We start from the raw sequence: 21,937 nt of genomic DNA on the forward strand, positions 1-21,937 counted from the left end.
AGCCGAGCATGGCTTGTATGTTCCTTCCGGCTCCTACGAGGTATGTAGGAGCCAGGGTGGAGGGACCGTCAACATGATATCTGCGGGTAGCAGCCGACAGACGAGCCGAGCGATCCCCATCCCGCACCTTAACGTCGATAAAGGATCTAGCGGCCTTTGAGGACCGCCGATGTAGGCAAGCCAACGTGGTGCGGTACCACCCCAGCCCTTCAACAATAGCTGGGAGTTGCGCAGATGTCAGATCGTCACGCTGTCGGTATCGATACCGATTCAAGGACCCTGGTGGTGGCGTGCCACGGCACCAAGGGCAGCATCCGAATCGCCAATTCAGCCTCGGCCATCAACAAATGGCTGTCCAGCCTGCCCGCGAAGTCCCGTATTGGCGTTGAGGCAACCAACCGCTACCACGAGCTTGTGGTTCACGCTGCCCAGAAGGCCGATCACGCCGTCTTCGTGCTCAATCCTCGCGATATCAAGCACTACGCCAAGGGCGTGGCCTGCCGCGGCAAGACCGACTCCGGCGATGCCCAGGTCATTGCGCGCTACATCGCCAAAGAGGCCGACAATCTGCACGAGCATGTCGCTCGCTCGCCCGAGCAGGAGCGGCTGCACGTGCTGCTCCAGCAACGTGACAGTCTGGTCCGGAGCAAGGCGAAGTTGAATCTCTCTCTGGGCGCGGGGGCATCGGAGTCCGCCCTCTTTGGGCGCATTTTCAGTAGCCTGAAAGAGGCCATTGCCATGCTGGACCAGCAGATTCAGCAGCTGTGTCGCAGCGGCCAACAGCGCGACCTGTACCGGCGGATCATGACCATCCCCGGGATCGGGCCGACGGTGGCTGCCTTCGTCACCCATCACATCACCCGCTGGCCGCTGGCCAACTCCGACGCTTGGATCGCCTGCACCGGTCTGGATCCGCGACCCAACGAGTCCGGTGCACGGATCGGCCGACGCCGATTGTCCAAACGAGGCAATGCCAGCCTGCGCCAGATCCTCTACATGGCCGCCATGGGCCTGACCCGATCCAAAGGCGGCAAGCCTCTCTACCTCGCCATCCGCGAGCGCGGACACAGCAGCACCGCCAGCTTCAACATCCTGGCCAGAAAGCTGGCCAAGATCGCCTGGGGCGTCTTCAAGAGCGGCAAGGATTTCGATCCCGCCATGCTGAAGGTGGGTCAAACCTGCTTCCAGCAGGCTTGACCGCGAACATAGGATCTCGGCTCTACACAGCTACTTGGCAGACACCCGCCACACCACGTCGCCCACGTCGTCGGCGACCAGCAATGCACCTTCGGCATCCATCGCCATACCCACCGGTGCGCCCATCAGGGTCTTCTCGTCCTTGGAGGCGAAGCCACTGACTACGGTCTGCGGCCGCCCGGTCGGCTTGCCGTCCTTGAACGGTACGTAGACCACTTCGTAGCCGCTCAATGGTGAGCGATCCCAGCTGCCGTGTTCGCCGATGAAGGCACCTCCCTGGTATTGCGGCGGCAGCGCCTGACCGGTGTAGAACAGCAGGCCCAGCGGTGCTACGTGTGAACCGATGGCGTAGTCGGGCGTGATGGCCTTGGCCACCAGGTCCGGCCGCTGCGGCTGCACGCGCTCGTCCACGTGCTGGCCGTAGTAGCTGTAGGGCCAGCCGTAGAAGCCATCTTCCTTCACCGAGGTGAGGTAATCAGGCACCAGGTCGGCACCGATCTCGTCGCGTTCGTTTGCCACCGCCCACAGCTTCCCGGTGCTCGGCTCCCAATCCAGCCCGGTGGGGTTGCGGATGCCCGACGCAAAGATGCGGCTGCCACGGGTGGCCACGTCCACTTCCAGCACCACCGCGCGGCGGTATTCAACTGCCAGGCCGTTCTCGGTGATGTTGCTGTTGGAGCCCACGCCCACGTACAGCTTGCTGCCGTCACGGCTGGCCAGCAGTTCCTTGGTCCAGTGGTGGTTGATGGTGCTGGGCAGGTCGGTGAACTCGCTTCCCTTGTCGGACATGCGGGTTTCACCGGGTACGTAGTGGTACTGCACGATGTTGCCGGTGTTGGCCACGTACAGCGTCTCGCCGATCAACTGGATGCCGAACGGCGAATGCAGGCCTTCGATGTAGACGTGTTGGGTCCACGTGGAAGTGCCAGGCGCACGGCGCAGCAGGGTGACCCGGTTGCCGCCCTTGCCGGCCTTGCCCGAGCGCGCCTTCACCTTGCCGGCGATCCACTGCTTGGGCGTGGTGACCGGCTCCTCGCCCGGGCCATTGCCCTCCACCACCAGCACATCGCCGTTGGGCAGCGTCAACAATCGCCGCGGATGCTGCAGGTTGGCGGCGATGCGTTCGATCTTCAGGCCTTCGGCCACCGTGGGTGACTGACCCTCGGCCCAACCCACGCCGCGCGGCACCTGCATCGGCGGCATCAGGAAGTTCTTCGGTGCCGGCAGCGGCGGCTTCGCACCGGACTGATCGGTGGGGTGGTACTCGGCCTTGCCGGCACAGGCCGACAGCATCACGGCCAACGCCAGGGCGGCCACGGTGGGCAGGATGTACTTAGCCATGACGACCTCCCTGCAGCACCGGCGGCTGCAGTGACAGCAGGATCAGGCCCAGTGCGATCAGGGCCACGGTCAGCGCCGACAGGATCGTGCCCGGCACCGCAACGGCATAGGCATCGCGGCTGTGCACGAAGGCGTTCCAGATGGCCAGCACGACCGCGACCAGGTTGAGGAAGAAGTCGATGCGGTCGACGCGGGTGGCGGTGCCGTTGCGGCGCCAGACCGTGAACAGGTTGATCAGGCGCGGAATGATGGCAATCAGCAGGCCGAAGGTGATCAGCCAGGCGGCGGCCTTGCCCCACATCACCTCGGCGCTGTTGAGATAGATCGCGTCGAAGATCAGCGCGCCGACGAAGAAGCCGAAGGGTATCGGGTTCAACAGGCTGAACAGCGTGGTGCCGAGGCCGCGATGGGCCTGGGCGAGCGGATTGACCATCATCGTGCTCCGTGCGGAAGGGTGCACGGGCTGTAGTAGCACAGCGGGATGTGAGGGCGCGCGATGATGCCCCGGCGGGGCTGCCACACCCTCCGGGCAGGCGCCGCGCTACGCCGATTCGTCCTCGCGCACCTCGTGGAAGGGCAGCATGGTCTCGAAGCCGAATTCGTGTTCCATGCTGGTGCGGACCAGGCCGCCGATGGCGTAGTAGCTGGTATTGGCGTGTACATCGATGCCACTGGGACCATCCTCAGCCAGCAGGTGCAGTGTCTGCGCCCTACGCATCTTCACTCTCTCCTCCTGCAGCAGCGCGCGTCGGTGCCGCTTCATCAGCAGGCGCAGCTTTTTGATCGTGGTGATGTTGAATGCGGCGAGCGCCGGCAGCAGCTCGGCGATATCCGCGTCGGTCCAATAGTCATGGCGACGGTGATACATCGACAGCACCACCTTGCGGATAGCGGCAACCGAGAGCGGGGTCTGGTCCGCGCGCGCACGGCCACGCTGGCGCTTGTTCTTCATGTATGCCTTCACGTGCGTGTGATTACCCAAGTTTCCCGCACCCTGAAGCAAGCGTGCGAAGGCCGCGTGAAGGCATTTGAGTGCCTTGTCATAACTTGACGTACTAAGCGTTTGTGACGCAATCGGCACATCTGCAGATTGGGCATGTGAAGAGGTAGGGGGGTGTTCGTTGTGTCGCGTTTGGCTCGTTGCGATGGGGCAGTTCCGCCCCGCCGTCCTGCCATGCCGATTCACAACAGAAGGATTCGTGTATGAAGCGACACACGCAACGCTCCGCGCCACCGCGCTCCGCGCGCCTGGCCCTTGCCACTGCCCTGGTGCTGGGCAGCCTGGCCGTCACCGCCCAGGCCCAGCAGGCCGATCCGCTGGCCGGGCGTCAGTGGCATCTGCTCAACACCGGACAGGCCGTACTGGGCGATACCCTGCCGGTGGCCGGCAACGATCTGAACGTGGATGGCCTGTTCCGCAATGGCATCCGTGGCCAGGGCGTCACCATCGCCATCGTCGATGACGGCCTGCAGATTGCCCACCCGGACCTGGCCGCCAACGTCGCGGCAGTCGCGGGCAAGAACTTCGCCAACCAGAGCAACAACCCCTCACCGTCCAATCCGGACCGCGACAATCACGGCACCATGGTCGGCGGCATCGCCGGTGCAGTAGGTGCCAACAACCTGGGCGTGCGCGGCGTGGCCTCGGCCGCCACCCTGAAGGGCTTCAATTTCCTGGCGTCCAATGCCCAGGGCAATTCGAATTCCAACATCGAGTACTCGTGGTGGGACGGCGCCGAAGTGGCCGACGTGGGCGTCTTCAACAACAGCTGGGGCTCCAGCCCGGGCAACCCCAACCTGCCGTTGGCCTACAGCCAGAACGACATCGCCGCCTATGAGCAGGCCATGTCCGGCACCCGTGGCGGGCGCGGTGGCATCTACGTGAAAGCCGCCGGCAACAACCACAACAACGGCGCGCGCTCGGATGGCACCGACATCTGCTCGGCAGACACCAAGAACCGCAACACGGGTTGCATTCCGGCCGGCCGCGATCCGCGTAACAACCTGTTCAACGTGATCACCGTTGCCGCCGTACGCGCCGATGGCGTGCGCTCGTCCTACTCGTCCACCGGCTCGGCGCTGTGGGTGTCCGGCTTCGGCGGCGAGAATGGCTGGCAGCGGCAGGTCGTGCCGGGGCAGCTGGCGATCCGCTACGATCCGGCCATCCTCACCACCGATGTCACCGGCTGCGCGCAGGGCAGCAACAAGAACACGAGCCTGCGCAACACTTTGGACGGCGACCAGTCCGCCATCGACAGCACCTGCAACTACACCGGCAAGATGAACGGCACCTCGGCGGCCACGCCGATGGTGTCGGGTGTCGCGGCGCTGCTGCTGGAGACCAACCCGAACCTGTCCTACCGCGATGTGAAGTACATCCTGGCCACCACCGCCAACCGGACCGATCCGAACCAGGCTGCGGTGACCCACTCCGACGGCCGCGTGCTGGTGCCGGGTTGGACGGTGAATGCCGCTGGCCGCGCCTACAGCAACTGGTACGGCTTCGGTGTAGTCAACGCCGCGCGCGCGGTGCAGGTAGCGGAGAACTTCCAGTCGCTGGGTGCATTGGTGGACAGCGGCTGGCGCAACACGACGCGCACCGTGGCCATCGGCAATACCTCGGCCGCCGCTGCACGCCTGACCTTCCAGCTGGCCAATGGCGCGCGCAACATCGAAAGCGTGCAGCTGGGCTTCCGGGTCAACCACAGCAATACCCGCCAGTTGCAGTTCGTGCTGGTTTCGCCCAGTGGCACGCGCAGCGTGGTGCAGCCGGCATTCACCGCGATCGGCTCTGGCCTCAATGGTGTCCAGCGCAACTTCACCAACTGGGACCTGCTGTCCAGCAATGCCTTCCTGGATGAGAACGCCACGGGCACCTGGACACTGGAAGTAACCGACCTGGGGCAGGCCGCGAACGCTGCATCGCGTGGCAACCTCGAATTCTTCAAGATCCGCGTTCTGGGGCACTGATGATGAAGACGACCATTCTGTTGAGCACCCTCGCCCTGGCGGCGATGACCACCACCGCCTGGGCACAGAGCTCGGGCCAGACACCTCCGGCGAAGACCTTGTCGACCGTAGACACGCAGCAGTTGAAGGCGGAGGCCACCGGCCGTTCGTTCAATGTGGGCGGCTCGCGCTTCCAGCTGGCGCCGTCGGCAACCGTGCAGCAGGCCAGCGGCGGTCAGTTCCGGATCACCACCGGGGCTGATGCCAGCGCGGCGGCTGTCGGCACCCGCAGCAAGCGGTCCACCGATGCGTCTACCGGTGTGGCCGCACGTGCGGATGCCGGTGCCAGCAAGTTTGCGGCCGCTGTCTCCAACGATGGCGCGCCAGTCGTGGCGACCTCGCGGGTCAAGGTGTTCTTCACCGATGCGGCCTCGGCCCAGCGTGCGGCCACCGCCACCGGCGGCACCGTGGTGAAGGTATCCAAGGCCTCCGGCCGCGCGATTGTGGAGTACCCGTCGGTGAACGCGGCGCTGGATGCGACCACCAAGCTGCTGTCGACCGCCGGCATCAAGGCGGCCGAGCCGGACGTGGTGCAGTGGGAAGAAACCAAGTAAGGCGTTGAGTGGTACCCCCGGCCGGTTGGCTCTCCTGGCCGGCCGGGGGATTGGTGTGTTGGGGTGTGCCGACCAACGGTCGGCACCCACCGGATCGAATTTGCCGCTACCGGGCGGCAAGCATGTAGAGCCGAGCCTATGCTCGGCTGCTGTTTGTGGGGTGGCGCAGGCGCGGCAAGCGTTGAGCCGAGCATGGGCTCGGCTCTACAGGGTGCAGGATGTGCCGACCAACGGTCGGCACCCACCAGATTCATTCACCGCGTGTCGACCAAGGTCGACGCCTACCGGAGCAGCGGGCGCGACGAACAGGCGGCACCAGCCGCGCATGGCCCGGGATTACCGGGCGGCGAGCGTGTCGCTGTGCTTGAGGTGGCAGCTGGCCAGCGGGCCGTTGCCGGCGGCCGGATGGCCCGGCTCCAGCAGCAGGCGCTGCACGTCGGAGAACAGCTTGTCCACCGGCATGCCGTACGGTGCGAACAGGCGCAGGCGGCCCTGGCGGTCGAACACGTAGCCGCCGGCGATGTGGCTCATGGTGTAGGTCTCCGGCACCTGGCCGGGTTCCTTTTCATAGAACGCCTTGAAGTCGCTGGCCATCGCGGCCAGTTGTGCTTCGTTGCCAACCAGCGCGATGGCCTTGGGGTCGAACGCTTCCACATAGGTGCGCGCAACCTCCGGCGTATCACGCGCTGGGTCGACACTGACGAACACTACCTGCAACTGGTCGGCATCCTTGCCCATCAGGTGCTTGACCTGGCTGAGCTCGACCATGGTGGTCGGGCACACGTCCGGGCAGCTGGTGAAGCCGAAGAACAGATAGGTCACCTGCCCCTGCAGGTCCTTCGGGCCGCGCACGGTGCCGTGGCTGTCAGGCATCGACCACTGCTGGCCGAGCTCTTCGCAGGCGATGTCCTTGGAGTAGAAGTCCATGCGCGACTGCGCGCTGCAGCCGGCCAGCAGGCCGATGGCCAGGCCTGCCAGCAGCGGCAGGCGGAAACGGGGAGAGAACAACGAACGGACAACAGCAGCAGGACGCTTCACGGGTACCACCAACGCAGATGCGGGCGGGGTCTCGGTCAGGCCTGCCCTTGGGGGGAAAGAGGACGGAGGTGCCGGGGTGATCGCGCGGTCCATGCCGATCACCCCGGCCACGGTCAGTTGATCATCATGTGGTAGTGCATGCTCCAGATGATCCACACCGACAACGCGACGATGATGAACAGGATCACCAGGGTGAACACGAAGCTGGCCAGGTTCCAGCCGCCTTCGGACTTGCGGTCCATGTGCAGGAAATAGACCAGCTGCACCAGGATCTGCGCCACCGCGAAGCCGACCAGCAGGAACAGCGTGAGCGGCCGCGACAGCACCGGGTTCATCACCAGTGCGAACGGCACCACGGTCAACAGCGCGCACAGCACGAAGCCGATCAGGTAGGACTTGGTGGAGCCGTGCGCATTTCCGGCGCGCGAGGTTTCGACGTGGGCCATGTCAGAAGGCTCCGATCAGGTAGACGAAGGTGAAGACGCAGATCCACACCAGGTCCAGGAAGTGCCAGAACAGGCTCAGGCACGACACGCGGGTGATGTTGGTTGGGGTCAGGCCGCGGCTGTAGACCTGGTGCATGACCACCGCCATCCAGATCAGGCCGCTGGCCACGTGCAGGCCGTGGGTGGCGACCAGCGCGAAGAACGCCGACAGGTAGGCACTGGTGCTGGGGCCTGCGCCTTCGTGGATCAGGTGCGAGAACTCGTAGATCTCCATGCCGATGAACGAAGCGCCGAGCACGAAGGTCACGCCCAGCCAGCACAGCACAGCGGCCTTGTCCAGACGGTGCATGGCCAGCACGGCCTGGCCGTAGGTGATGCTGGAGACCAGCAGCAGGAAGGTCTCGGCCATCACGAACGGCAGCGAGAACAGGTCCTTGCCGGTGGGGCCGCCGGCGTAGGCGGTGCTGAGCACCGCGTACGAGGCGAACAGCGAACCGAACAGCACCAGGTCGGACATGAGGTAGACCCACATGCCGAACACCTTCATGCCGCCCTGTTCGTGGCCATGGTCGTGTTCGTGGTGGTCCTCGTGCGCCTGCGTGTCGCTGGCCAGCTCGGGGCGGGTCAACAGGTTCATGCGCGTACCTCCTTCAGCTTGGCAAGGTTGGCCGCTTCGGTGCGCGCCACCTCTTCGGAACTGACGTAGTAGTCCACGTCCTCGTCGTAGGACCGCACGATCAGGGTGACGATCATCGCGATGAAGCTGGCCGCGGCCATCCACCAGATGTGCCAGACCAGGGCGAAGCACAGCACCAGGATCCAGATATTGAGGATCAGCGGCACGCCGGTGTTCTTCGGCATGTGGATTGGCGCGTACTTCTTCGGCGGCGGCGGCAGACCACGCTTCTTCGCTTCGTGGAAGGCATCCAGCTCATCGGCCTTGGGCACCACGGCGAAGTTGTAGAACGGCGGCGGCGACGGCGTGGCCCATTCCAGCGTGCGTGCATTCCACGGGTCGCCGGTCAGGTCCAGGTTGCGCTTGCGGTCGCGCACGCTCACGTAGATCTGGACCAGCATCAGGATGATGCCGGCGAACACGAACAGCGCACCGATGAAGGCGGCGATCAGGTACGGCGTCCACGCCGGGTTGTCGTACTGGTTCATGCGGCGGGTCATGCCCATGAAGCCGAGCATGTACAGCGGCATGAAAGCCAGGTAGAAACCGATCACCCAGCAGGCGAACGACCACTTGCCCAGGCGCTCGTTGAGGGTGAAGCCGAACACCTTCGGGAACCAGTAGGCGAAACCGGCCAGGTAGCCGAACAGCGCGCCGCCGATGATGGTGTTGTGGAAGTGCGCGACCAGGAACAGGCTGTTGTGCAGCAGGAAGTCCGCGCCCGGGATGGCCAGCAGCACACCGGTCATGCCGCCGATGGTGAAGGTGACCAGGAAGGCGATGGTCCACAGCATCGGCACGCTGAACTCGACGCGGCCGCCATACATGGTGAACAGCCAGGTGAAGATCTTCACGCCGGTGGGAATGGCGATGATCATCGTCATGATGCCGAAGAAGGCATTGACGCTGGCACCGGAGCCCATGGTGAAGAAGTGGTGCAGCCAGACGATGAACGACAGGATGCCGATCGCCAGCGTGGCACCCACCATCGACTTGTAGCCGAACAGTTTCTTGCGCGCGAACGTGGCGGTCACTTCAGAGAAGATGCCGAACGCCGGCAGCACCAGGATGTACACCTCTGGATGGCCCCAGGCCCACACCAGGTTCACGTACATCATCGGGTTGCCACCCAACGTGTTGGTGTAGAAGTTGAAGTCCAGGTAGCGGTCCAGGGTGAGCGCACCCAGCGCCACGGTCAGGATCGGGAAGGCGGCGATGATGATCACGCTGGTGACCAGCACGGTCCAGGTGAACACCGGCATCTTCATCAGGGTCATGCCCGGCGCACGCATGCGCAGGATGGTGATGAACAGGTTGACGCCGGTCAGCAATGTGCCGATGCCCGAAGCCTGCAACGCCCAGATGTAGTAATCGACACCCACGCCTGGACTGAACTCGATGCCCGACAGCGGCGGATAGGCCACCCAGCCGGTCATGGCGAACTCGCCAACACCGAGCGAGATCATCATCAGTGCAGCGCCGACCACGAAGATCCAGAAGCTGAAGGCGTTGAGGAACGGGAACGCCATGTCGCGCGCGCCGATCTGCAGCGGCACGATGATGTTCATCAGGCCGACCACGAACGGAGTGGCCACGAAGAAGATCATGATCACGCCGTGCGCGGTGAAGATCTGGTCGTAGTGCTCCGGTGGCAGGAAGCCATCACTACCCGGGCCAGCCGCGGCCAGCTGCGCGCGCATCATCAGCGCATCGGCAAAACCGCGCACCAGCATGACCAGCGCCACCACCACGTACATGATGCCGATCTTCTTGTGGTCCACAGTGGTGAACCAGTCACGCCACAACGGGCCCCACAGCTTGAAGTACGTCACCGCGCCAAGCAGCGCGAGGCCACCCAGCACCATGGCCGCCAATGTGACCACGACGATCGGCTCGTGCAGCGGCACGGCCTCCCACGTCAATTTACCCAACATGTTCGTTACTCCTGGGAAACCTGGGCACCGCCGGCAGCGCCCGCCGGGGTCGCAGCAGCGGTGTTCTCACCAACGCCGATGAACTGGTCGATGACCTTCTTGAACAGCAGTGGTTCAACACTGGAGAAGTGCTGCACCGGTGCGTTCTTCGACGGCGCGGCCAGCGCCTTGAACTGCGTGAAACTGAGTGCGTCGGGCGCGCTGCGCACCTCGGCCACCCAACGATCGAAGTCTTCATTGCTGCTGGCGGTGGCGATGAACTTCATGTTCGAGAAGCCATGCCCGCTGTAGTTGCCGGACATGCCTCGGAACTGGCCGGGCTCGTTGGCGATCAGGTGCAGCTGCGTGCGCATGCCGGCCATCGCGTAGATCTGCCCACCCAGCTGCGGGATGAAGAAGGTATTCATCGTCGAGTTGGAGGTGATGTTGAACGCCAGCGGGCGGTTGGCCGGGAAGTTGAGCTGGTTGACCGTGGCGATGCCCAGGTCCGGGTACACGAACACCCATTTCCAGTCGGTCGCGATCACGTCCACGTGCAGCGGTTCACCGGCCACGTCCAGCGGCTTGTAGGGGTCCAGTTCGTGGGTGGACTTCCACACGATCACCGCCAGTACCGCGATGATGATCAGCGGCACGCCCCAGACCACGATCTCCACCTTGGTGGAGTGCGACCAGTCCGGCGTGTATTTCGCTTTGGTGTTGCCGGCGCGGTAGCGCCATGCGAACACGAAGGTCAGCACGATGGCCGGTATCACCACGATCAGCATCAGGCCGATGCAGATCAGGATCAGGTCGCGCTGGGCGAGCCCGACCATGCCCTTCGAATCCAGCAGCACCCAGTCACAGCCCGACAGGCCGACGCAGGCCAGGGCGACCAGCGCCAGGCGGATGCGGTTCCAGCAGATATTCATTGGAGGTCAACCCTGTTGAAGAAGCGCGCTTGACCGGCTCGCCTGCGCGCAGCGCCCGGGCGTGGAGCGGCTACACTGTGGGTACGAGGTCGCCTACAAGCAGGCGAACCACTCCAATCAAGCCCATACAAGATACAGCATTGTATGGACTTGTGCATCTGCACGTATGGAAAAAACTGACCGATGACGCCACCTGCCGCCGGCCGCCGCCTGAAACACCCCAATCGCACCTGGGTTCGCCCCTTCCGCGAGGGCGCCGGCCCGCTGTACCTGCAGATTGCCCAGCAGGTGCGCGAGGCGGTGGATGACGGCGTGCTGCGCCCGGGCGACCGGCTGCCGCCGCAGCGCGACCTGGCCCAGCAGGTGGGCGTGGACCTGACCACGGTCACCCGCGCCTTCGCCGAGCTGCGCCAGGCCGGCCTGCTCGACGCACAGGGCGCCGGCGGCACCTTCATCGCACTGTCGGCCGGCAACCGCAGCACCTCGGTCGACCTGAGCATGAACATCCCGCCGCTGCTGGGCAGCGCGCCGTTCGCACAGGGCATGGAGACCGGCTTCCAGCACGTCGGCCAGCAGCTGGGCCAGGGCGAATTGATGAGCTACCACGTCGGCGCCGGCACCCGCGAGGACCGCGCCGCTGCGGTGCAGTGGCTGGCGCCGATGCTGGGCACGGTGGGTGCCGACCAGGTGGTGATCTGCCCCGGCGCGCAGACCGCGCTGTGCGCGCTGATCCTGGCCCGCACCCAGCCGGGCGAGCTGATCGCCGCCGAGCAGCTGACCTACCCAGGCCTGTTGGCTGCCGCGCGCGTGCTGCAACGGGGCGTGGTGCCGGTGGCGATGGACGCCGAGGGCATGCTGCCGGACGCGCTGGAAGAAGCCTGCGAGCTGCGCCGCCCGCGCCTGCTGTACCTGGTGCCGACCATCCAGAACCCGACCACGGCAACGATGTCGGCGCAGCGCCGGCAGGCCCTGCTGGCGGTGGCGAAGCGCCACGATCTGACCGTGATCGAAGACGATCCCTACTGGTTGCTGGCCGGAGACGCCGCACCGCCGCTGGCCGCCCACCGCGACGCAGGCTGCCCGGTGTACTACATCTCCACCCTGTCCAAGTGCCTGGCACCGGGCCTGCGCACCGCCTACCTGGTGGTGCCGGCCGGCGAGCCGATGGAACCGGTGCTGGACGCCCTGCGCGCGATCGCGCTGATGCCGACCCAGTCGATGGTGGCGGTGGCCTCGCAGTGGATCCGCAGCGGCCAGGCCCAGGACATGGTGCAGCGCTTCCAGCAGGAGCTGCGCGAACGCCAGGCCATTGCCGCGCAGTACCTGCCGTCCCGCGCCCAGGCGCATCCGGCCGGCCTGCATGTGTGGCTGCCGCTGCCGCCGCGGCTGGACCAGTACCGGTTGATCCAGGCTGCACAGGAGCAGGGGCTGGGCATTGCCAGCTCCGATGCCTTCAGCGTGGAAGAGCCGCCACCGGGCAATGCGATCCGCCTGTCGTTGGGCGGCGCAGTCGACCAGGGCGCGCTGGCCGGGGCACTGGCCAAGCTGAACGAGATCCTGTCCGAGGCCCCCGAGGCACGCCACAACGCCATCGTCTGAACGGGGCGCATGGCGCTTTATCCATACAAGATGATATTTTGTATGCAATGTATGGATGAAGGGACGTGCATCGATGCGCGCCGAGAAACTGAAGTTCCACCTGGTGATGGCCGGCTGTGGCGGCTTTGTGGTGCTGATGCTGGCCGCGCTGGCCTGGGTCTGCCTGCAGCCGCAGACCGTGGATGTGCAGGCCGCCGAACGCCACGCCATCGAGCAGTGCGTGCAGCGCAGCGAGGATCCGTCCCGCAGTGAGATCCAGCGCCGCGCGCAGGCCGATTCCTGCCGCGAGATGCGCAAGCAGTACGTGCACAAGTTCGGCGGGGACGCGTCCTGATGGGCGCAGCCGCGCCGCGTCGCCGCTGGCTGCTGCCGACGATGATCGCACTCGCCTGCCTGTTCATGGCCGGCGTCGCGGCTGCGCTGTGGCAGTACTTCGGCTACAGCGCGCAGTCCACCTTCACCGAACAGGCCATCGTCTTCGACGACTCGCAGCTGCGCCTGCCGGCCGATCTGGCCGGTGATACCGGCCGCATCCGCGTGGTGCATTTCTGGGACCCGGCCTGCGGCGTGTGCAACCGCGAAACCGGTGCGCACCTGAGCTACCTGATCAGCATGTACCGCCGCGCCGGCATCGACTTCTATGCGATCCGCCGCCCGGGTACGCAGGGTGAGCTGCCCGAGCCGCTGCGCAACAAGGTGATCAACCTGCCGACCATCGACGGTATCGAACACATCCCGGCCAGCCCTGCCGTGGCGATCTGGGACCGGCACGGCCATCTGGCGTACGCCGGCCCGTACAGCATCGGCATGGTCTGCAACTCGGCCAACAGCTTCGTCGAACCGCTGCTGGACAAACTGGTGCGCGGCGAAACCGTACGCCCGAAAGGACTGCTTGCCGTGGGCTGCTACTGCCCGTGGCAGGCCAAGCGCTGAGGACGCGCAATGACATCATTGACGCTGGCCGGTGTGCCCGCCGTAAACAACAACGGCGGTCACCTGTCCGAACCGACCGATGGTTATGGACAGGCTCCCGCCGTTGGAAGCAACGATACGCCCCGACATGCTCCGTACATGCCGCGACCGGATGTCGCAGCGCGCGAGTGGGTGCAGGACGTGCTCGCGCACAGCGGGCCGATCTACCTGCGCATCGTCAATTCGCTGGAACGCACGGTGCGCCGTGGCGGCCTCGCACCCGGACAGCGCCTGCCCTCGCAGCGCGCGTTGGCGCACCAGCTCGGCGTCGACCTGACCACGGTGACGCGGGCCTTCGATGAAGCACGCAAGCGCGGCCTTATCGAAGCGCGTGGACCACAGGGCAGTTTCATCGCACCGCCCAAGGCCGGCTTCGACCAGGCGGTGGACCTGAGCATGAACGTGCCGCCGGTACCCGACGCCGATGCGCTGGCCGAGACGCTGCGCCGTGGTGCCGCCGCCGTGCTTGCGCGCAGCAACGCACCGAACCTGATGACCTATCACCTGGGAGGTGGCAACCCGACCGACCGCCACGCGGCGGCGCGCTGGCTGCAACCGATGCTGGGAAAGGTGGACGATGCCTGCCTGTTGCTGACCGAGGGCGCACAGGTGGCGCTGGCGGCGATCCTGGTCAGCCAGGGACGCGACGACGATGCGATCCTGTGCGATGCGCTGGTCTATCCGGGCCTGCTGCAGGCCGCCGGCGCACTGGGCCGGCGCCTGCTGCCAGTGGACAGCGACGAACACGGCATGTGCCCCGATGCACTGACCCGGCTGGCACGCGAAAGCGGTGCGCGGCTGGTCTATCTCAATCCCACCTGCCAGAACCCCACCGCACTGACCCTGCCGCTGCATCGGCGCGAAGCATTGGCGCGCGTGCTGGAAAGCGATGGCCTGCTGGCGATCGAAGACGATCCTTACTGGCACCTCGCCGAAGAGGCGCCGACACCGCTGGCAACCCTGGCGCCGCGCCACGTGTTCTACGTGGCGACGCTGTCGAAGGTGATCAGCCCCGGCCTGCGCACCGCCTTCGTGCGTTGCCCGAGCGCGGCGCACGCCGAGGCGATGACCGCTGCGTTGCGGGCGACGCGGTTGATGGGTCATCCGCTGGTCTCGGCGTTGGCCAGCCAGCTGCTGCTGGATGGTTCGGCGCAGTCACTGCTGGCGCAGGTGCGCACCGAGGCGCGCGAACGCGTGCGCCTGGCGCGCTACCTGCTCGCACCGTCGTTGCTGCAGCGCGCGGAAGGGCTGCATGCCTGGTGCCGGATACCAGCGCCATGGACCGACGCCACGCTGGTGCGTACCGCACAGCTGCAGGGGCTGGCGATCGCGCCTTCATCGGCGTTCTGTCCGCCGGAGGTATCGCATCAGAGCGGCGTGCGGCTGTCGCTGGGGCTGGCGGCGGATCGTCGGCAGCTGGAAAGTGCGCTGCGTCGCATCGATCGGTTGTTGTTGTCGGATGCGTTGCCGGCGATCGAGCGGTAGGTGGAGAGCATCCACGCATGGCGTGGATCTACGGGACCCGCTTCGGTAGATGCCAACCTTGGTTGGCAATGCCCGTGCACGCCATGCGTGGATGGAATGTGCCGACCAACGGTCGGCACCCACCAGGCTGGGGGAGGACCGGTAGCGCCGGGCCATGCCCGGCGGAAGATTCCCCGGCACGGACGGAATGTGCCAACCAAGGTTGGCACCCACCAAAGCAGGGTCAGGCCAGGGCGTCCAGCGCCTGCACCAACGCATCCATCTGCTCAGGCCGGGTGAACACTGATGGCGTCACCCGCACACACGCGCCAGACTCCAACCCGTCGCGATGGGTGGTGAACACGCGATGCTCATCCAGCAGGCGCTTCTGCAGCGCGATGTTGTCGGCCACGCTGGTACGCCCGCGCAGGCGGAAACTTGCCAATGCGCTCGCCAACGCCGGATCGGGCGAGGACAGCACTTCGATATGCGCCATCTGCCGCGCCGGCAGCGTCCAGCGCTCACGCAGGTAGCGCAGGCGCGCCTGCTTGTTGGCCACGCCGATGCGCTGGTGCAGGGCAATCGCTTCCGGCAGTGCCAGGTAGGCGGCGAAGTTGACCGTGCCGGTGTGCACGCGGCTGCCCACCCGGCCATCGTCGGTCTCCCCCATGTACGGGTCAAGATCGGCCACACGGCCCTTGCGCACGTACATCGCGCCGACGCCGACCGGCGCACCAATCCACTTATGCAGATTGATGCCGACGAAATCAGCTTTGAGCTGCGGCACCGCGTAGTCGATCTGGCCAAACCCATGGGCCGCATCAACGATCACATCAATACCGCGTGCACGCGCACGTTCGGCGATCTCGGCCACCGGCAGCACCAGCCCATGGCGGTGGCTGACCTGGGTCAGCAGCACCAGCTTCAGACGCGGCAACCGCGCGAATGCGTCCTCATACGCCTGCAGGATCTGCGCGTGGTCAGGCACCGCCGGCAGCGCGATACGCTCGACCTGCACGCCACGCCGCTGCTGCAGCCAGCGCATCGCGCCGATCATGCTGTCGTAGTCGATGTCGGCGTAGAGCACCTGGTCGCCAGGCTGCAGGCGGTTGTAGCCGCCGATCAGCGCCAGCATCGCCTCGGTGGCACCACGGGTCAGTGCGATCTCGTCGGCACCCACGCCCAGCAACTCGGCTACCTGCCGCTGCACCACCATGTACTGCGCCGGAAACTCACGACGGCCGTACCAGGCGTTGCCACGGTTCACTTCAGCGGTGTGCCGCTGGTAGCTCGCCAGCGTCTCGCGGCCCATCGCGCCCCAATAGCCGTTCTCCAGGTGGTTCACTTCATCGGTGATGTCGAAGTGGCTGGCCACGGCGGCCCAGTAGCCTTCATCGCGGGCCAGCACGTCCGGCGCCACGGTCGTTGCGGGAATCTGCATGGGCGCAGCGTAACGCGTGGCGGCCATGGCGGGCAGTGAAGACAGTGCAACTGCGGCCGGCAGCAAGGTGCCGGCACGCAACAGGTTACGGCGGCGGCTGTCCATCAGAAGCTCAGCCGGTACTGTGCGTACAGGTTGGCACCGTCGGTGTCGTACGGCGCGTTGCGCGAGTAGACCAGGCCACGGCTGGCCTGGAAGACCGCCTCGTCCGGGTAGCGGTCCAGCACATTGTCGGCGCCGACGCGCAGGCTGTGGTGCTCGTTGATGCGATAGCCCACGGCCAGGTCGAGGAAGCTCATCGCGCCGAAGCGCTGGTAGATATCGCCCACCGCATTGCCGCTGGCGTCGGTCCAGGCACCGTAGTAGCGCATGCGTGCCATCAGCGACCAGGCGCCGACATCCCAGCTGCCGGTCAGGCTGCCCTTGTGCTCGGGCAGGCGGTCTTCGAACAGCACGCGCTGGGTTTCGTTGGTGGCTACCGAGGTGCTGCCGTTGTCCACCCGCGTACGGTTGTAGTTGTAAGCCAGAGTCAGCGTCATGCGGCCGGCACCGAGGTCGCGCAGGTAGTTGCCGACCACGTCCACGCCGGTGGTGGTGGTATCGAAGTCATTGGTGAAGTAGTTCACCGAGGTATAGCCCAGCGGATTGGGAGTACCGGCCGGAATGGCGAAGCTGGCCGACTGGCTGAAGCGGTCGGTGAGCTTGATCTGGTAGACATCCACCGAGCCGGACAGGCCCAGGTCGGTGCGCCAGGTCAGGCCCAGCGACGCGGTACGCGATTCCTCCGGCTTCAGCGGCCTGGCGCCGAGCAGCTGCGCCAGCGGATCGTTCGGCGACAGGCGGCCACTGGTGAAGATCTGCAGCGTGCGCGTATCCAGGCCCTGGGTGGTGCTGGTGGTGTTGAGCTGCGCCGGGGTCGGCGCACGGAAGCCGGTGGACACCGTGCCGCGCAGGGCCACGTCCGGGGTGATCGCGAAGCGTGCCGACAGTTTGCCGTCCAGCGTGCTGCCGAAGCTGGAGAAGTCCTCGTAACGGCTGGCCGCGCCGATGCTCCAGCGCTCGCTCAGCGGCACTTCCATATCCACGTAGGCCGCCTTGCTGCGCTGGCTCCACTGCCCGGCCTGGCTGGCCGAGAAGCCCGGCGCACCGTTGGAATTGGCTTCCAGGCCAGCGGCAGCGCCCGGGCCCACTGCGTACGAAGCCGGATCACCGGCACGCACCTGGTAGGTTTCCTGGCGGAACTCGCCACCGAAGGCGACGTTGATCGGCTTGGCCAGCGCGGCTACGTCCCACTCGTAGTTGAAGTCGGCGTTGGCGTTCTTCTCGGTCTGGGTCAGGCGGCCGAGATCGAACGCGGTCGGGCTGGCCGGACCGAGCGAGGCGTTGATGGAGTTCTTCAGGCTGTAGTCGATGGCGTTGCGGCCATACGAGGCGCTGACATCCCAGCGCAGCTTCGGCGTGATCTCGCCACGCAGGCCGCCGACCAGCTGCAGGTCATTCTGGACGTTGCCGTACTGCGGGCTGAAGCCCACCGGATAGATCGAACGCAGGTTCCAGCCGGGGAAGATCGCCGTGGTGCGGTAGGCACCGGTGGTGGTGTCCGGGTTGCGCCAGTTGAAATCGCTGACGCCATCGCTGTGGCTGTACAGGCCAAAGGCATAGAGCTCCAGCGTGTCGCTGGCGTTGGCCTTCACGTTGAAGCCGACGCGGCGGCTTTCCAGTTCCGGTTGGCCCCAGCGCTGCACCGGGTTGGGCACGTCCAGCTCCGGATGCGCAGCCTGGAAGGCGATGGCATCGGGGCGCTGGCGGGTGCGCGAGGTGGCGTCGGAGTTGGACGATTCGGCGAACAGCACCAGGCTGCCATAATCACCCAGCGACCAACCGGTGCGTGCACTGAAATCGCGCGACGCGCCATCGCCCTGCGCATACTGCGAATAGCCGGCAGTGATCTCGGTGCCGGGGCCATCCTCGAGAATGATGTTGATGACGCCGGCGATGGCATCCGAGCCGTACTGCGCCGAGGCACCATCGCGCAGCACTTCGATGCGCTTGATCGCACTGGTTGGAATCTGTGCCAGATCGGCCGCCTGCGCGCCCCGGTTGCCAAGCAGCGCGCTGCGGTGGAAGCGACGACCGTTGACCAGCACCAGGGTCTGGTCCGGCGACAGGCCACGCAGCGTGGCCGGGCGCACGAACACCTGGCCGTCCGCCATCGGCAGGCGCTGCACCACGAACGATGGCACCAGCTGCGCCAGCACGTCCTTCAGGTCGGTGGATTCCACCGACTTGATGTCCTCCTTGGTGAACACGTCCACCGGCGCCAGCGTTTCGAACTGGGTGCGGTTGGACGCGCGGGTGCCGGTGACCAGCATCGCATCGAGCTGGGTGGGCGCCGCACGGCTGCTGCCCGCGGCATCGACCGCATCGGCCTCCGCTGCGATCGCGCCTCCTGCGCTGGCCATGGAAAGGGCAAGGAGGATGGAACGCGAAAGCTTCGAACGATGCACGGCAGGGCTCCGGGAGGACGCGACAGGGCCAGCACCTGCAGGGATATCGCAGGCCTGGACAAGGCGCGCAGTCTCGGCGCGATCTGTGAAGGAGCCATGACGTCAGTGCGACAACTTGATGCCGCTTGAGCGCAAGAACTGCTAAACGCGCTGTCTGCCGATCCGCTACTGTGCCCGGCATCGGAATCGGGGAACGGCTGGATGAGCGCGGCAGGCAAGGCGTTGTGGTACATCGAAACCCATGCGGACCAGCCGTTGGCACTGGCCGATATTGCCGCTGCGGCGGGGCTGTCGCCGTTCCACCTGTCGCGCCTGTTCCAGGCCCGCACCGGCACCTCGGTGGTGCGCTATCTGCGTGGACGGCGCCTGACCGCTGCCGCGCAACGACTGGCCGACGGGGCGGGCGACATCCTGCAGGTCGCGCTGGGCGCGGGCTACACCACCCATGCGGCGTTCACCCGTGCCTTCAGCGAACAGTTCGGACAGACTCCGGAGCGGGTGCGCGAACAGGGCACCGATGGGCTGGCACTGGTGCAGGCGATCCGCGTGGACGATGCACCTACTGCCTGCGGCGAAGCGCCACGCCTGCTCGACACCCCCGCCTTCCAGGTCGCCGGTATCGGCATGCGGCATACTCGCGACAGCGGTGGTGCGATACCCGGACAGTGGGCGCAGCTCAACCGCGAATGGCCGACACCCGCACCAATCAGTTTCGGCGTGTGCTGCAACAGCGATGACGACGGTGGATTCGACTACGTCGCCGCGCTGCCAGCAAGCGCAGTGCCGAGCGTGCCTGCGCACTGGCAACGCGTAGACATTCCGCCGCGCCGCTACCTGGTGGCGTGGCACGGTGAGCATATCTCGACCATCCGCTCGACCTGGTTCTGGCTGCTGGACCACTACCTGCCCGGCTCCGGCCTCAGCCTGGCCGATGCACCCGATCTGGAGCGCTACGACATGCGTTTCGATGAGCACACCGGCAACGGTGGCGTGGAGATCTGGCTGCCGGTGGACGAATGTCCTCACTGACAAGGAGCTGAAGATGCGCGTGATGGACGCTGTGTTGGGAATATTCCTGATGGCCTCCGCAGGTGTCGCCAGCGCCAGCGAGCTCTGGATGGCAGGCGAACGCCACGGCACCACCACGGTGGCCAGCGCCGTGGTGCGCGATGCACAGCAGCACGACGCCCTGCGCTACACGGTCTGGTATCCGGCGCCCGCTGGCAGCAGGGAAACCGCCCTGACCATCGGCCCGCCCGATGCACCGCTGTTTGACGTCGGCCGCTCAGCCATGGATGTCCCGATCGCGGGCGAGCGCCTGCCGACCCTGCTGCTCTCCCACGGCAACGGCGGCAGCGCGCGCATGATGGGCTGGCTGGGCACCGCATTGGCTCGCGCCGGATACCTGGTGATCGCGGTCGATCATCCCGGCAACAACGGCGTGGACGAGATGACCCTGCCCGGCAGCGTACTGAGCTGGTTGCGTGCGGATGATCTACGCGCGGCACTCGCTGCAGTACAGGCCGATCCGCAGCTGGGTGCGCACGTCGACCCTGAGCGACTGGGTGTGGCCGGGTTCTCGGCCGGGGGCTACACCGCGCTGCTGGCCGCCGGTGCACGCCCCGACCTGCAGCGGCTGCTGGCCTTCTGCCGCGCGCATCCGGGTGACGGCGTCTGCCGGCCACAACAGGAAACCGCCACGCACACAATGGAGGCGCGTGTTGCCGCCGCGAGTTCATCCGTGCTTTCACCGTGGATCTCCCACGCCAACGAATCGCGCGCGATCCCCGGCGTGCGCGCCGTGTTCCTGCTGGCGCCCGCGATCGTGCAGGCGTTCGCGCCCGAGCAGCTGTCCTCGCTGAGGCAGCCAGTGTCGATCGTGCTGGGCGAGGCTGACACGGTTGCGCCACCGCAGAGCAATGGCGAGGCTGCACAGGCACTGATTCCAGGCGCTGCGCTGCTGCGTCTGCCGGATGTCGGTCACTACGACTTCCTGGCGGCCTGTACCGCGGTGGGTGTGCAAAGGCTGCCCGAGCTCTGCAGCAGTTCGGTTCCAAGGGCGGGCACCCACGCGCAGGCAGTGGCTGCCGCGGTGCAATTCTTCGCCGAAGCACTGCGGTAGTGGCCGCCGGGCATGTCCCGGCGCTACAGTGGGCGCGTACAGGGAGGATCGATCATGCGCCTGCTTCATCTCACCCTGCCGGTGTCCGACGTCACCACCGTCGCCGCGTATTTCCACGATGTGCTGCAGCAGCGCGTGGTCGGCAATCATGTGCACATCGGCTGGAGCACGATCGAACTGCAGCCGGCGGCTGATCATCCGGTCGGTGGCGTGCACCTGGCCTTCAACGTACCGGACAACCGCTTCGGCGAGGGGATGACCTGGTTGCGTGAACGCACGCCGCTGCAACGCAATCCGGCGGGACTGGACTACTTCGCGCTGGAAAGCAGCTGGCAGTCGCAGTCGGTGTATTTCACCGGCCCCGATGGATTGATCCTGGAACTGATCGGCCGCCGCCGCTTGCCGGCCAGTGCGCGTCAGGGCGCCTTCCGCGGCAGCGAACTGATCTGCCTGAGCGAGGTCGGCCTGCCCAGCCACGATGTCGACGCTGTGCGCGAACAGTCCAGCCTGCGGTTCGGCCTGCAACCGATCAGCCCGCCTTCGTCGCAGTTCGCGCCGATGGGCGACGACGAGGGCCTGCTGATCGTGGTCGCTGCGGATCGACGCTGGTTCCCCGAGCAGAAGGACCTGCCGAACGCGCGCGGCCTGCTGCTGCAGGTCGGCGACGTGGCCGGCCCGGGTGTTGTGGAGGACGCCTCGCTCGGCTGGCGGGTGCAGGCGGCCTGA

Annotated in this window: 20 protein-coding genes; 10 read left to right on the plus strand and 10 right to left on the minus strand. The window is 66.1% G+C overall.

Translation table 11 applies throughout. The features are described 5' to 3' along the window. Window positions 1-234 precede the first annotated feature (234 nt). Entirely contained in the window at window positions 235-1,197 is a 963-nt protein-coding gene (locus tag ACJ7C5_RS10235; protein ID WP_088026673.1) for an IS110 family transposase, read from the plus strand. A gap of 30 nt (window positions 1,198-1,227) precedes the next feature. On the opposite strand, the gene ACJ7C5_RS10240 is transcribed toward ACJ7C5_RS10235, so the two are convergent. From ACJ7C5_RS10240 to ACJ7C5_RS10250, 3 genes are all read right to left on the minus strand, one after another. Continuing rightward, window positions 1,228-2,538, minus strand: a complete 1,311-nt coding sequence (locus ACJ7C5_RS10240; RefSeq protein WP_412703809.1) for a PQQ-dependent sugar dehydrogenase — start codon at window positions 2,536-2,538, stop codon at window positions 1,228-1,230. After that, window positions 2,531-2,971 (minus strand): DUF2231 domain-containing protein, encoded by a 441-nt coding sequence (locus tag ACJ7C5_RS10245; RefSeq protein ID WP_088027739.1) that lies wholly within the window; start codon window positions 2,969-2,971, stop codon window positions 2,531-2,533. Before ACJ7C5_RS10245 ends, ACJ7C5_RS10240 begins: the two co-directional genes overlap by 8 nt. 108 nt (window positions 2,972-3,079) lie before the next feature. Then, complete coding sequence (locus ACJ7C5_RS10250) at window positions 3,080-3,490, minus strand: hypothetical protein (RefSeq protein WP_412703810.1); 411 nt, start codon at window positions 3,488-3,490, stop codon at window positions 3,080-3,082. A gap of 251 nt (window positions 3,491-3,741) precedes the next feature. On the opposite strand from ACJ7C5_RS10250, the gene ACJ7C5_RS10255 reads away from it, so the two are divergent. After that, window positions 3,742-5,508, plus strand: coding sequence for a S8 family serine peptidase (locus tag ACJ7C5_RS10255; protein ID WP_412703811.1), 1,767 nt, complete (start codon window positions 3,742-3,744; stop codon window positions 5,506-5,508). Between the two features lie 2 nt (window positions 5,509-5,510). Beyond that, window positions 5,511-6,101, plus strand: a complete 591-nt coding sequence (locus ACJ7C5_RS10260; protein ID WP_223224677.1) for a S8 family serine peptidase — start codon at window positions 5,511-5,513, stop codon at window positions 6,099-6,101. Between the two features lie 336 nt (window positions 6,102-6,437). Here the strand turns inward: ACJ7C5_RS10260 and ACJ7C5_RS10265 are convergent, their stop codons facing one another. The 5 genes from ACJ7C5_RS10265 to cyoA form a co-directional block, all read right to left on the minus strand. Further along, window positions 6,438-7,139, minus strand: coding sequence for an SCO family protein (locus ACJ7C5_RS10265; protein WP_412703812.1), 702 nt, complete (start codon window positions 7,137-7,139; stop codon window positions 6,438-6,440). A gap of 113 nt (window positions 7,140-7,252) precedes the next feature. After that, window positions 7,253-7,585, minus strand: coding sequence for a cytochrome o ubiquinol oxidase subunit IV (gene cyoD, locus ACJ7C5_RS10270; RefSeq protein WP_005411473.1), 333 nt, complete (start codon window positions 7,583-7,585; stop codon window positions 7,253-7,255). Window position 7,586: 1 nt separating this feature from the next. Beyond that, on the minus strand, window positions 7,587-8,222 hold the full coding sequence (cyoC, locus tag ACJ7C5_RS10275) for a cytochrome o ubiquinol oxidase subunit III (RefSeq protein ID WP_412703813.1): 636 nt from the start codon (window positions 8,220-8,222) through the stop codon (window positions 7,587-7,589). Next, window positions 8,219-10,195 carry a cytochrome o ubiquinol oxidase subunit I gene (gene cyoB / locus ACJ7C5_RS10280; protein WP_006474876.1) on the minus strand — a complete coding sequence of 659 codons (1,977 nt, stop codon included), beginning with the start codon at window positions 10,193-10,195 and terminating at the stop codon, window positions 8,219-8,221. The genes cyoC and cyoB overlap by 4 nt, the downstream gene beginning before the upstream one ends. A gap of 5 nt (window positions 10,196-10,200) precedes the next feature. Further along, window positions 10,201-11,106 (minus strand): ubiquinol oxidase subunit II, encoded by a 906-nt coding sequence (gene cyoA / locus ACJ7C5_RS10285; RefSeq protein ID WP_049418470.1) that lies wholly within the window; start codon window positions 11,104-11,106, stop codon window positions 10,201-10,203. A gap of 183 nt (window positions 11,107-11,289) precedes the next feature. Between cyoA and ACJ7C5_RS10290 the strand changes: the two genes are divergently transcribed. From ACJ7C5_RS10290 to ACJ7C5_RS10305, 4 genes are read left to right on the plus strand one after another with little or no spacing between them, the layout of a single operon-like run. Next, the gene (locus tag ACJ7C5_RS10290) at window positions 11,290-12,705 is read left to right on the plus strand and encodes an aminotransferase-like domain-containing protein (RefSeq protein ID WP_412703814.1); all 1,416 of its coding nucleotides are present in this window, start codon (window positions 11,290-11,292) and stop codon (window positions 12,703-12,705) included. Window positions 12,706-12,760: 55 nt separating this feature from the next. Then, a complete protein-coding gene (locus tag ACJ7C5_RS10295) occupies window positions 12,761-13,039 on the plus strand; it encodes a hypothetical protein (RefSeq protein WP_005420041.1) in 279 nt (92 codons plus the stop codon). Continuing rightward, window positions 13,039-13,638 carry a DUF6436 domain-containing protein gene (locus ACJ7C5_RS10300; protein WP_088027748.1) on the plus strand — a complete coding sequence of 200 codons (600 nt, stop codon included), beginning with the start codon at window positions 13,039-13,041 and terminating at the stop codon, window positions 13,636-13,638. The genes ACJ7C5_RS10295 and ACJ7C5_RS10300 overlap by 1 nt, the downstream gene beginning before the upstream one ends. A 9-nt stretch (window positions 13,639-13,647) precedes the next feature. Beyond that, window positions 13,648-15,162, plus strand: coding sequence for an aminotransferase-like domain-containing protein (locus ACJ7C5_RS10305; protein WP_412703815.1), 1,515 nt, complete (start codon window positions 13,648-13,650; stop codon window positions 15,160-15,162). A 223-nt stretch (window positions 15,163-15,385) separates the two neighbouring features. On the opposite strand, the gene ACJ7C5_RS10310 is transcribed toward ACJ7C5_RS10305, so the two are convergent. Both ACJ7C5_RS10310 and ACJ7C5_RS10315 read right to left on the minus strand, forming a co-directional pair. After that, on the minus strand, window positions 15,386-16,687 hold the full coding sequence (locus ACJ7C5_RS10310) for an aminotransferase class V-fold PLP-dependent enzyme (RefSeq protein WP_412703816.1): 1,302 nt from the start codon (window positions 16,685-16,687) through the stop codon (window positions 15,386-15,388). Beyond that, window positions 16,687-19,089, minus strand: coding sequence for a TonB-dependent receptor plug domain-containing protein (locus tag ACJ7C5_RS10315; RefSeq protein WP_412703817.1), 2,403 nt, complete (start codon window positions 19,087-19,089; stop codon window positions 16,687-16,689). Before ACJ7C5_RS10315 ends, ACJ7C5_RS10310 begins: the two co-directional genes overlap by 1 nt. Window positions 19,090-19,290: 201 nt before the next feature. On the opposite strand from ACJ7C5_RS10315, the gene ACJ7C5_RS10320 reads away from it, so the two are divergent. From ACJ7C5_RS10320 to ACJ7C5_RS10330, 3 genes are read left to right on the plus strand one after another with little or no spacing between them, the layout of a single operon-like run. Beyond that, window positions 19,291-20,118 carry an AraC family transcriptional regulator gene (locus ACJ7C5_RS10320; RefSeq protein WP_412703818.1) on the plus strand — a complete coding sequence of 276 codons (828 nt, stop codon included), beginning with the start codon at window positions 19,291-19,293 and terminating at the stop codon, window positions 20,116-20,118. Window positions 20,119-20,131: 13 nt separating this feature from the next. Then, window positions 20,132-21,211 (plus strand): alpha/beta hydrolase family protein, encoded by a 1,080-nt coding sequence (locus tag ACJ7C5_RS10325; RefSeq protein WP_412703819.1) that lies wholly within the window; start codon window positions 20,132-20,134, stop codon window positions 21,209-21,211. Window positions 21,212-21,265: 54 nt separating this feature from the next. After that, window positions 21,266-21,937: a VOC family protein gene (locus ACJ7C5_RS10330; protein WP_412703820.1), complete on the plus strand. Its 672-nt coding sequence runs from the start codon at window positions 21,266-21,268 to the stop codon at window positions 21,935-21,937.

Origin of the sequence: Nocardiopsis yanglingensis, from assembly GCF_045809185.1 — a bacterium.
In the GTDB taxonomy this organism is placed as follows: domain Bacteria; phylum Pseudomonadota; class Gammaproteobacteria; order Xanthomonadales; family Xanthomonadaceae; genus Stenotrophomonas; species Stenotrophomonas yanglingensis.